Consider the following 11513-nt stretch of genomic DNA (forward strand, 5'->3'; position numbering starts at 1 on the left):
GGGACTGGATGAACCCGTCCGAGCACGACGCGCTGCGCGCGGTCGACCTGCGGATCGACGTCGCCCACGCCGCGCGCGTCTACGACTACATGCTGGGCGGCAAGACCAACTTCGCCGCCGACCGGGCCGCCGGCGACAAGATCATCGCCGAGTGGCCGGGCTCGCGCGCCTCCGCCACGGCGGCCCGGGCCGTGATGCACCGGATGGTCCGCAGGCTGGCCGCCGTCCACGGGATCCGCCAGTTCCTCGACATCGGCACCGGCATCCCCACCGCGCCCAACCTGCACGAGATCGCCCAGGCCGTCGACCCGGCCGGCCGGATCGTGTACGTCGACAACGACCCGATCGTGCTCGCCCACGCCCGCGCCCTGCTGGCGGGCACCCCGGAGGGCCGGACCGCGTACATCGACGGCGACCTGCGCGAGCCCGGCAAGATCCTGGCCGAGCCGGTCCTGCGTCAGACCCTGGACCTGGACCGCCCGGTGGCGCTGACGCTGATCAACCTCGTGCACTTCCTCTCCGACGAGGCCGCGCTCCCGCTGGTCGCCGAGCTCGTCGACGCGCTGCCGTCGGGGAGCTACCTCGCCCTGACCGCGGGCACCGCCGACTCCTCACCCGCGCGCGCCGAGATCGCCTCGCGGCGCTACCGCGAGGCGGGCATAGAGAACCACCTGCGCACCCGCGCTCAGGTGGAGCGGTTCTTCGCCGGCCTGGAGCTGGACGACCCGGGCGTCATGCTGATCAACCACTGGCACCCGGACCCCGACGACGGCCCGATCCCGCCGGACGACGAGGTCATGGCCTACGCGGGCCTCGCCCGTAAGCCGTAGGCCCCGGGCGCCCGGTCAGAGCCCGACGGTCGGTCAGGGTCAGGTCTGGATGCGGGCCGGGAACTCCTCCCGGCCCTTCATGCGGTCCAGCTCCTCGTCGAGGGCCATGGCCGCCTCGACGAGGGCGAGGTGGGTGAAGGCCTGCGGGAAGTTGCCCAGCTGTTCGCCGGTGGGGCCGATCTCCTCGGCGAAGAGGCCGACGTGGTTGGCGTAGGTGAGCATCTTCTCGAAGGCGTAGCGCGCCAGCTCGATCCGGCCCGCCTTGGCGAGGGCGTTGACGTAGAGGAAGCTGCACAGCGAGAACGTGCCCTCGCTGCCGCGCAGCCCGTCGGGGGAGGCCTCGGGGTTGTAGCGGTAGACGAGGCTGTCGGAGACCAGCTCCTCGCCCATCGCGTTCAGTGTGGCGAGCCAGCGGCGGTCGCGAGGGGCGAGGAAGCCCGACAGCGGCATCCACAGCAGCGAGGCGTCCAGCACCTCGTCCCCGTAGGACTGGACGAAGGCCTGCCGCTTCTCGTTCCAGCCCTTGTCCATCACCTGCCGCAGGATGTCGTCGCGCGCGGCGGTCCAGCGGGCCAGGTTCGCCGGGCGGCCGAGGTGCTGCGCGGCCCGGATGGCGCGGTCGAAGGCGACCCAGCACATCAATCGGCTGTAGGTGAAGTCGCGCCGCCCGCCGCGTGTCTCCCAGATGCCCTCGTCGGCGCGGTCCCAGTTGTCGCAGAGCCAGTCCAGCAGCTCGGAGACCTTCATCCAGCCGTCGTACCCGGCTTCGTCGGCGACGTGCATGGTCTGGGTCAGGCCGTAGACGGCCTCGCCGTAGATGTCGAGCTGGAGCTGGTCCGCGGCGCCGTTGCCGATGCGGACGGGCGCGGAGCCGCGGTAGCCCTCGAAGTGGTCCAGGGTCTCCTCGACCAGGTGCGGGTCCCCGTCGATCCGGTACATGATCTGCAGCGGCTCGCCGGTCGCGGTCCGGCCCTCCTGCATTCGCAGGCCGAGCCAGTTCCGGAAGGCGTCGGCCTCCTCGCTGTAGCCGAGCCGGACCAGCGCGCCGACCGAGAGCGAGGCGTCGCGCACCCAGGTGAAGCGGTAGTCCCAGTTGCGCTCGCCGCCGATCTGTTCGGGCAGTCCCGCGGTCGCGGCCGCGAGGAACGCGCCGGTCGGCGCGTAGCTGAGCAGCTTCAGGGTGATCGCGGAGCGGTTGACCACCTGCTGCCAGCGGCCCTTGTAGCGGCACCGGCTGATCCACTCGTGCCAGAAGCGGATGGTGTCGTAGAACAGCTCACGGCCCGCCGCCTCGCCCAGCGGCTCCGGCACCGGATCGCCCGGTGCGCCGGTGGTCAGCAGGACGGCGGCGAGTTCGCCGTGGTGCAGGGTGAACCGGGTGACCACGTCGCGGTCGTCGAGGTCCAGGCTGATCGGCCCGAACGGTTGCAGGTGGGCGGTCCCGGCCTCGGAGCGGAAGGTGACCCCGTCAGGTCCGGCGACGGCGTCGTGCGACGCGCGTCCGTAGTCGAAGCGGGGCCGGCACTCCAGCCGGAAGCGGACGCTCCCGCGCACGACCCGTACGGCCCGGAAGATGCGGCGGCGGTCGTGCGCGGTCGAGGGGTCGTCGAGGGGCATGAAGTCGACGACCTCGCCGATCCCGTCCACGGTGAGGAACCGCGTGATGACGATGGCGGTGTCGGGGAGGTAGAGCTGGCGGATGGTGACGTCCGCCGGATCGTCGACGTCCGCGGTGATGGCGAAGTGGCCGCCCTTGTCGTGGTCGAGCAGGGAGGCGAACAGGCTCGGCGAGTCGAATCGCGGGGCGCAGAACCAGTCGATCACGCCCTCGGACGAGACCATCGCGGCCGTCTGGAGGTCTCCGATGAGTCCGTGGTCGGCGATCGGCGGATAGCGGCGCATGGCGGAACCTCCGGCGGCGGGGCGGTCGAGGCGGGCGGAGTGGGCTTTCCGCAACCAGCCTGGCCGGATCCCCACCCGCGCGCGTGCCGCGCTGGGCCGAACGGATGAGCCGCGGGGAGGCATCGAGGCACGGAGTCCGAGCAGCGGTCGGCCCCGGTGCGTCGGGGGGTCGCACCGGGGCTCACTGGCCGCTCAAAACCAGTCCCAGCACCATATAGCCGCAGGTCAGAACCGGGGAAGAGGTCGGCGTGCACCCCTGCGAGTGGTTTCCACCCACGGTGTCCGTCCGGTCACGCCCGGCGGCCGGAGAGCCGGGTCGCGGGCGCCTCCTTGCGGGACGCCAGGACGCGGGTCGCCGCGTGGATGGCCGCCACGTAGGGCTCGTCCTCGTCCTGGACGGCCCGGGACAGTTCGCGGAACGGGACCAGAGCGGGATGCTCCGGGTTCAGGGTCTGCTGCCACGCCGCCCAGGCGTCGTGGACGTCGGAGGCGGTCACCTGCTCGCCCTTGGCGCGCATGAGGACCGCGTAGAGCAGGAAGAGCGCGTCCGCGTCGGACGGCGGCCGAGCGTCGGAAGGGAGGTTGCCTCTGATGAGCGCCGCGTCATCGCTGAGATACGTCACCCCAGCATCCTTCCGAGCAGCAGCAGGGCGTGCAAGGCTGCGAAGATCCACGGGATGGTCCGCTCGCTGGCGCCCAACTCCGTGTAGTGGTGGCCCTTCAGGTACGGCGGGCCGGCCTCCTCCGCGGCGGCGCCCGCGGTGGCCTGGGCCGGCTTCAGCAGGGCCCACTCGTCGGAGAAGATCCGGATCGGGAGCTCCTTCTCGACCCTGTTGATGACCTGGAACTTCGCCGCGTTGAGGTCGCGGTAGCTGCGCAGTTGGAGCCACCAGGCCGCCGAGATCGCGAACCCGGCCAGGGTGATGACGGGGGCGAGCCACCCGGGTTCGCTGCGCACGCTCGCGAGGGTGACGCCCACCGCGCCGAGGAAGGCCGTCTGGATCGAGAGGAAGAACGCGTTGGCGACCGAACGCCGGGCCGAGACGCGGTCGGCCATCTCTACCGCGAGTTTGTACAGCTCGACCACGACGATGACCGACTCGTCGAGCCCGTGCACCGCCGGCTCCGTGCTGAACGCCCTGCCCTGCTGGGGAATCGCCATCGGCTGCCTCTGTCGTCGGTCGCTCGTGGTCGTCGGTCACTCGTGGAGCTCGGTGCGGCTCGGGAGACGAGGCGCCGAGCCGAGGCCGTCCAACTGCGCCAGCACCGGCTGCAGGGCGTGGTGGACCAGCCGCTCCAGCGGGCGCGGGCCCGGCAGGCGGCGCGTCGCCGGCACGAAGCGGGTGAAGGTGGCCGTCCAGTCCGGGGCGAACACGATCACGCCCTTGAGGACGAGGTCCCAGCGGGGCCGGTCGGCCCGTCCGGACCGGGTGAGCCCCGGGTAGTCCGGCAGCGGGGGCAGCGCCGGCCACGGCCGGTCCGGATGCTGCGGCTCGGTGACCAGGCGCCGCCGGTACTCCGCGGCGACGGCAGTCCGGAAGCGGTCGTACGTCTCCGCGTCGCAGTAGATCAACAGCACCAGCCGGGTGGGGTCCAGCAGTCGCACCGCCTCGGTGAACTCCCACACCGTCCCGGGGCCGGGTCCGGCGGCCATCAGCACGACGTGGGCTCCGGCGATCAGGGCGCTGACCGGGCCCTGCCAGTCGTCGCGGGGCAGTCGCCCGCGCACCTCGCCCACCGGAGGCGGTCGTTCCCCCGGCCGTCCGACCGCCACGACGCGCCCGAACCGGGCGAAGCGGCGCACCAGCGCCTCCGCCAGGGTCACGTCGTTGGTGAACGGGCGCAGGTAGAGCACGTACCGGCTGTCAGGGAGCGGGTCGAACGAGTCGATCACGTCCGCGCACCGTTGCCCGCCGCGCACGACGAGCCTGCGGCCGGTGTGCCATAAGGACCTTCGCGCCAAATCCAAGTCCGTCCCCGCGTCGCCCGGTGGTGTGGCCATGACCCACCGTAGCCGAACGAGCCGTCATGTACATGCCCTTCGGCCATCTCGGGTGGCCGGGAAGCACCGGTCCGCGACCGGCCCTCGACTAGGGCCGGTCGGGCGGGTCCGGGTGTTCCTTGGGGGTTTCGGCCTCCCTGGACTTTCCTGCGTCCCTGGTGTCCTCGGTGTTCTGGCCGTCCTGGACGGCCACGGGGGACTCGGCGGCCTCGGGTTCGTCCCGGGCGGCCTCCAGGGAGGGAGGCGGATCGGCCGGTTTGCCGGAGGCGAGTTCGGCCTTCATGGCCGCGAGTTCGGCCTCGACGCCGTCACCCGCGGTGAGCGCGTCGAGCTGCTCGCGCAGCTCGTCGTGGGCGACGGGGGAGCCGGCGTCCTCCAGCGCACCGGAGGCCATCAGCTCGTCCAGCGCTCCGGCCCGCGCCTGCAGCTCCTCGGTCCGGTCCTGGGCCCGCTGGATCGCGGTGCCGATGTCGCCCATCTCGCCCGAGATGCCGGTCGCGGCCTCGCTGATCTTCGTCTGGGCCTCGGCGGCCGTATAGGTGGCCTTGACCGTCTCCTTGCGGGTGCGGAAGTCCTCGACCTTGGCCTCCAACTGCTGGGACGCCACGGTGAGCTTCTCCTCCTGCTCCTGCAGGGTCGCCAGCTGCGTCTGCAGCTCCTGGTCCTGCTCGAGGACGGCGCCGCGGCGGCTCAGCGCCTCCCGCGCCAGATCCTCCCGGCCGCCCGCAAGCGCCTGCTGCGCCTGCGACTGGAGCGTCTCCGCCGACTGCGCGAGCTGCTTGCGCTGCAGCTCGATGCGCTTGCGACTGGTGGCCACGTCCGCCAGCCCACGCTTGACCTGCTGGAGCAGGCCCAACTGCCGCTGGTAGGCGTAGTCCAGCACCTCCCGTGGATCCTCGGCGCGGTCCAGGGCCTTGTTCGCCTTCATCCTGAAGACGTCCGTGAAGCGACGGGCGACGCCCATGCGGCTCACATCCTTCCCAGTACGGCTCTTCGGGGCCCGGCGGGATCCGGGTCGCGCCCGCGGCAGGTCGAGCGCGTGCGGTCGGCGGAGCGCCCGTGGGAGAAGCGTCCGCGGGGGAAGGGCCCGCAGGAGGGGCCCTACCTGCTTCCTGCCCCCTCCGTGCGCCGATACGCCCTGCTCACCCGGTCTGGTGAAGCAGGGCGTCGGCGGCGACCAGCCCGGCCGCGGCCGCGAAGGACGCGGCCACGACACGGATCTTCAGCTGCCGGTACCGGGCCGTGTACTCCTGCTGGAGTTCGCGCACCCGGTGGGCGATGCGGTCGAGGAAGGCCCGGGAGGTCGCCAGGCGCTCCTCCCGGTAGAGGCGGATGACGTCCTCCCGCTGGCCGCTCGTGAGCCAGGGGAGCCGGTCGGCGAAGAGCTCGGCGTCCTGCTGGGCACGGGCGGTCTCCGCCTGCCAGTAGAGGTAGCCCTCCAGCATCCGCAGGCCTGCGGCGCTGTCGGGGGTACGGTCCGGGGCTTGGATTTCGTCGTCGGCGGCCACGGGTCGGAGTTCCCGCTATCCCTCGCCGTCCGACCTGCGCCGCGCCTCGCGTTCGGCGGCGGCGGTGAGGTGGGCCGGGACCTCGCCGACGTTCTCCATGTAGTCGCGCGCCGCGATCGCGGGGTGGTGCAGTTCGAACGCCGGGGATTCGGACCGGATGCGCGGCAGGGTGAGGAAGTTGTGCCGAGGCGGCGGGCTTGAGGTCGCCCACTCCAGGGAGCGCCCGTAGCCCCACGGGTCGTCCTCGGTGTTGACGAGGCCGTACTTGCCGGTTCGCCAGACGTTGTAGAGGAACGGCAGGATCGAGAGGCCCAGCAGGAAGGAACCGCAGGAGGAGACCACGTTGAGCGTGGTGAAGCCGTCGCTGGGCAGGTAGGTCGCGTAACGACGCGGCATGCCTTCGGCGCCAAGCCAGTGCTGCACCAGGAAGGTGGTCTGGAAGCCGATGAAGAGCATCCAGAACTGGATCTTGCCCAGGCGTTCGTCGAGCATCTTCCCGGTCCACTTCGGCCACCAGAAGAAGAACCCGGCGAACATCGCGAAGACGACCGTGCCGAAGACCACGTAGTGGAAGTGGGCCACGACGAAGTACGAGTCCGAGACGTGGAAGTCGATCGGCGGGGAGGCGAGCAGAACGCCCGTCAGACCACCGAAGACGAAGGTGACCAGGAAGCCGAGCGTCCACAGCATCGGCGTCTCGAAGCTGAGCGAGCCCCGCCACATGGTGCCGATCCAGTTGAAGAACTTGACGCCGGTCGGAACGGCGATCAGGAACGTCATGAAGGAGAAGAACGGCAGCAGGACGGCGCCGGTGACGTACATGTGGTGCGCCCACACCGTCACGGACAGGCCGGCGATCGCGATGGTGGCCGCGATCAGCGAGGAGTAGCCGAACATCGGCTTGCGCGAGAAGACCGGAATGATCTCCGAGATGATGCCGAAGAACGGCAGCGCGATGATGTACACCTCGGGGTGGCCGAAGAACCAGAACAGGTGCTGCCACAGGATGGCCCCGCCGTTGGCCGGGTTGTAGACCTGGGCCCCGAACTTGCGGTCCGCCTCCAGCGCCAGCAGCGCGGCGGCGAGCACGGGGAACGCGAGCAGCACCAGTACGGCGGTCAGCAGCACGTTCCACACGAAGATCGGCATCCGGAACATCGTCATCCCGGGGCAGCGCATGCACAGGATGGTGGTGATGAAGTTGACCGAGCCGAGGATGGTGCCGAAACCGGAGAAGGCCAGGCCCATGATCCACATGTCGCCGCCGATGCCGGGGCTGTGGATCGCGTCGGACAGCGGCGTGTAGGCGAACCAGCCGAAGTCGGCCGCGCCGTCCGGGGTGAGAAAGCCGCCGACGGCGATCAGCGAGCCGAACAGGTACAGCCAGTAGGCGAACATGTTCAGACGTGGGAACGCCACGTCGGGGGCGCCGATCTGGAGCGGCATGATCCAGTTCGTGAAGCCGGCGAAGAGCGGCGTCGCGAACATCAGCAGCATGATCGTGCCGTGCATCGTGAACGCCTGGTTGAACTGCTCGTTCGACAGCACGTCGTTGTTCGGCTGGATCAGCTGAGCGCGGATCAGCAGCGCCATGACGCCGCCGACCAGGAAGAACGCGAACGACGTGACGATGTAGAGCGTGCCGATCGTCTTGTGGTCGGTCGTCGTCATCCATTTGATGATCGTTTCGCCCGCCTTGACGGGCTTGGTCTCGCGGGTCGCCTCTTCGACAGCGGCGGTGGGTTGAGCTTGCACGGGTCTCCTCGCGCCCACGGGGGGATGGCCCGCCTGCCGGTGTCGGTGATGTTCCGTATCCGCGGCGGTCTGCCGGGTGTTGGCACGCTAGCGAGAGTCGGACCCCGTGTGGGCCGACTTGCCCGCCTGGGCGCCGGAGATCAACCGAACCGGTGACACGGGCAGACCCGTTCGGCTCTGCCCGGGCCGATTGTCGTTCCGGGCTTCCGCGGAGTCGCGCCGAGGCCGTCCCCGGGGCGCGGCGGGGGCCACGCCCGGGCTACGCCGGAGGCTGGCGGACCGGGGGCCTCTCGCCCTCCGGCTGCCGGACGACGAAGTCCCTGTCGCGGATGAGCAGCATCGAGGCGGCACCGCCGACCAGCGCGAGCACGCCGGTCACCACCAGCAGGATGTCCAGCGCGCCGGTGAAGCTCGACCGGACCAGCGTCTCGAGCTCGGAGCGCAGCGGGGGCGGCAGCGCGCCTGCTCCCGTACCGACCTGGTTGCTGACCTGGCCCTGGCGGACGGCGTTCAGGATCTGCCCCGCGTGGGGTGCCAGCGCTGTGCCGGTCAGCCCCTGGGTGAGCCGGTTGTGCAGCGAGGTGGTGAAGATCGAGCCGAGCGCCGCGATGCTGGTGGCCAGGCCGATCTGACGGAAGGTGGAGTTGATGCCGGAGGCCATGCCCGCCCGTTCCGGCTCGACGACGCCGATGGCCGTGGAGGCCAGCGGCGGGTTGACGAAGCCCGCGCCGACACCGGACACGATGAAGCCCGGGACCAGGTGCGTCCACGAGCTCTGTGCGTCGAGGCCGGTCATCAGCAGCAGACCCGCTCCGACGGCCAGCAGACCCGGTCCGATCAGCCACCGCGCCGACACCCGCTCGCTCAGCCGGCCCGCCACGGTGGCGGCCACCAGCAGCGACCCGCTCGAGACCAGCAGGCGCACGCCGGTGTCCAACGCCGAGTAGCCGAGGATGTCCTGCAGATACAGGACCAGGTACAGCAGCATCGCGAACAGCGAGCCGTTCATCGCGAAGGCGGCGGCCAGCCCGCCGACGAAGGTCGGTTTGCGGAACAGGCCCAGGTCGAACATGGGGTCGGTGACGGTGCGCTCGGCAAGGACGAAGCCCGCGAGCAGCACCGCGCCCACCGCCAGGGACACGATCGCCCCGGTGTCGCTCCAGCCGGCCTCCCCCGCTCGGATCAGCCCGTAGATCAGGCCGACCAGCCCCAGGGTCAGCAGCCCGAAGCCCGGCAGGTCGAGCCGGCCCGGACGCGCCGCGCGGGACTCGTCCACCCGCCACCGGGTGACGGCCAGCGCGGCGATGCCGATCGGCACGTTGACCAGGAAGATGCCCCGCCAGCTGATGCCGGTGGTGATCACCCCGCCGAGGATCGGGCCCAGCGAGACGGCCACGCCCGTGATCGCTCCCCAGACCCCGAAGGCGACGCCGCGGTCGCGGCCACGGAAGCTGTGACCCAGCAGGGCCAGCGAGGTGGAGAACATGATCGCTCCGCCGACGCCCTGTCCCGCGCGGGACAGGATCAGCATGAGCGACGTCTGCGCCAGGCCGCACAGCAGTGATCCGGCGGTGAACACCACCAGCCCGATCAGGAAGAGCAGCCGGCGGCCGTAGCGGTCCGCCAGCACGCCGGAGGTCAGCAGGAACGAGGCCAGGGCGAGCGCGTAGGCGTCGACCACCCACTGCACGTCGCTGAAGCTCGCGTGCAGCGACCGCTGGATGTCCGGCAGCGCGACCACGACGATCGTGACGTCGAGAAGCAGCATGAAGGTGCCGACGCACACCGCGATCAGCGTCCACCACTTCTTGTCCATGCGCTTCACCTTCCGGGCGCTTCTTCCAGCCTTGCCCGTCGCCCGGCTCGTGTCGCGTTGGGAAGGGGACGACGTCGCGTCGGGAGGTGCGGAGGTCAGCGCCGCGCGGGGGCGGGGGCGGCGAGGTGCAGGCTGAGCCAGGGGAAGACCGTCGGGTACATGCGCTGCCAGGTGCCCCAGTTGTGGCCGCCCTGGGCGAGGATCAGCAGCGGGGCGACGGTGGTCGGCGGCCGGATCGCGTCCTGGAGCGAGACCAGGTTGCCGACCGGGCTGATCGGGTCCTCGGCGCTGGTGGCCAGCAGCAGCGAGACGTCCGGCCTCTGGTTCGCGAGCCACAGCGGGCTGTTGTGCAGGCGCGTGGTGGGATCGGGCAGGGCGGAGGCGTCGCCGGTGAACGGGTCCGGGTCCATGGCCGCCCCGGCGGTGAAGACCCGCGGGTACTGCATGGGCAGCTTCGCCGCGCACAGGCCGCCCGTGGAGAGGCCCGCCAACCCCCACCCCTGCGGGTTGGGCAGCACCCGGAAGTGGTCCCGGACGAGCGTGGGCACGTCCTCGGCCAGCCAGGTGGCGTTCGCGTGGCCGGGGACGTCGCTGCAGGTGGTGTCGACTCCGGCCGGGTCGATGACCGGGATCACCACGATCGAGGGCCGGACCGTGCCCTCGTCCATCATGCGCGCGAGTGCGGTGGGCATGCCCCCGTCCTCGGTCCAGGAGGTGGGCGATCCGGGGACGCCGTGCAGCAGCATGATCACCGGGAAGGCCGTGTGCTGGTAGGCCGGCTGGTCGTACTGCGGTGGGGTCCACACCAGCACCTGCCCGGACAGGTGCGACACCTCGCCGTGCACGTAGGTCTGCAGGGTGCCGTCGCTCGACTGGGTGAACACCGCCCGTCCCGCGGGCGGTCCCGGCATCGCCACCGTCGCGCCGCTCTCGTTGCCGAAGAGGTCCGCCCAGGAGGTGTAGAGCCCGTAGCTGTTGTTGATCCACGCGGCGACCAGCGCGATGGCCGTCACCTGGCAGAGCAGGATCAGCAGCACGCGCTGGAGCAGCCGCAGCAGGCGGTGCCCGCGCACCCGGTTCCACAGCGCCACGGCGGCCGCCACGGACACCACGACGCAGGCCACCAGCAGCCACACCAGACCCGTGCCGGTCAGGCTCAACACCCACGCACCTCCCGCGCCGTCCGGCAGCGCGGGGCTGCGCAGTGCACCGCATGGAAAGGATCATCCAGCTGAAACCGGACGAAATCAGCATAGATGTGGTCGATCCCCGACTCATGCGCGCGCCGCCCGTCGGCGGGTGGCCCGGGGTCTGCGCGCCGACGCGCGTGAGCCGCGCGCGTGAGCCGCGCGCTGGAGGTCCCGTACGCCTGAACACCCGGCGCGCCGGCGGCCGCGGCCGCCCGGGCCGCCTTCCGGCTCGGTCCGCTCAACCCGGGTCCGCGCGGGGTTGTCGGCGCGGGTGCCGAGGGCGATGGATCGCTCTGGGCTTGCTGTGAACCCACCCGGCCTGCCCGCGTGGGTCCCGGGGCGGGGATGGCTCTCGGCCTGGCACCGAACGTGCCCGACCCGTCCGGGCGGGCGATCAAGGCCGGGGCGACCTCGGTTCGACCCCGGACCGGCCCGTGCGCGCGGGGCCGGCGCGGGTGGGGCTACGGCGGGTGGGTGAACGAAGCCGCCCGGAGGTCCGGTGTCACGGGC

At 71.3% G+C, this 11513-nt stretch carries 10 protein-coding genes; 1 reads left to right on the top strand and 9 read right to left on the bottom strand.

Translation table 11 applies throughout. From position 1 onward, the window contains the following. Positions 1-8: 8 nt before the first annotated feature. Positions 9-830, top strand: coding sequence for an SAM-dependent methyltransferase (locus TR49_RS06485; protein ID WP_042378459.1), 822 nt, complete (start codon positions 9-11; stop codon positions 828-830). A gap of 39 nt (positions 831-869) precedes the next feature. Here the strand turns inward: TR49_RS06485 and TR49_RS06490 are convergent, their stop codons facing one another. From TR49_RS06490 to TR49_RS06530, 9 genes are all read right to left on the bottom strand, one after another. After that, complete coding sequence (locus tag TR49_RS06490) at positions 870-2732, bottom strand: glycoside hydrolase family 15 protein (protein ID WP_042378189.1); 1863 nt, start codon at positions 2730-2732, stop codon at positions 870-872. A gap of 290 nt (positions 2733-3022) precedes the next feature. Beyond that, the gene (locus tag TR49_RS06495; RefSeq protein WP_042378190.1) at positions 3023-3355 is read right to left on the bottom strand and encodes a DUF7701 domain-containing protein; all 333 of its coding nucleotides are present in this window, start codon (positions 3353-3355) and stop codon (positions 3023-3025) included. Next, positions 3352-3894 (bottom strand): RipA family octameric membrane protein, encoded by a 543-nt coding sequence (locus tag TR49_RS06500; RefSeq protein ID WP_052434056.1) that lies wholly within the window; start codon positions 3892-3894, stop codon positions 3352-3354. The genes TR49_RS06495 and TR49_RS06500 overlap by 4 nt, the downstream gene beginning before the upstream one ends. 36 nt (positions 3895-3930) lie before the next feature. After that, entirely contained in the window at positions 3931-4626 is a 696-nt protein-coding gene (locus TR49_RS39685) for a hypothetical protein (RefSeq protein WP_052434057.1), read from the bottom strand. 196 nt (positions 4627-4822) lie between these two features. After that, complete coding sequence (locus TR49_RS06510) at positions 4823-5698, bottom strand: PspA/IM30 family protein (protein ID WP_063770033.1); 876 nt, start codon at positions 5696-5698, stop codon at positions 4823-4825. A 178-nt stretch (positions 5699-5876) separates the two neighbouring features. Continuing rightward, positions 5877-6242, bottom strand: a complete 366-nt coding sequence (locus tag TR49_RS06515) for a hypothetical protein (protein ID WP_042378191.1) — start codon at positions 6240-6242, stop codon at positions 5877-5879. Between the two features lie 15 nt (positions 6243-6257). Further along, positions 6258-7997, bottom strand: coding sequence for an aa3-type cytochrome oxidase subunit I (gene ctaD, locus TR49_RS06520; RefSeq protein ID WP_042378192.1), 1740 nt, complete (start codon positions 7995-7997; stop codon positions 6258-6260). A gap of 259 nt (positions 7998-8256) precedes the next feature. Beyond that, positions 8257-9813: an MFS transporter gene (locus tag TR49_RS06525; RefSeq protein WP_042378194.1), complete on the bottom strand. Its 1557-nt coding sequence runs from the start codon at positions 9811-9813 to the stop codon at positions 8257-8259. 95 nt (positions 9814-9908) lie between these two features. After that, positions 9909-10976: an alpha/beta hydrolase gene (locus TR49_RS06530; protein ID WP_369405293.1), complete on the bottom strand. Its 1068-nt coding sequence runs from the start codon at positions 10974-10976 to the stop codon at positions 9909-9911. Between the last annotated feature and the right edge of the window lie 537 nt (positions 10977-11513).

The organism is Streptacidiphilus melanogenes (assembly GCF_000787835.1).
Lineage (GTDB): Bacteria > Actinomycetota > Actinomycetes > Streptomycetales > Streptomycetaceae > Streptacidiphilus > Streptacidiphilus melanogenes.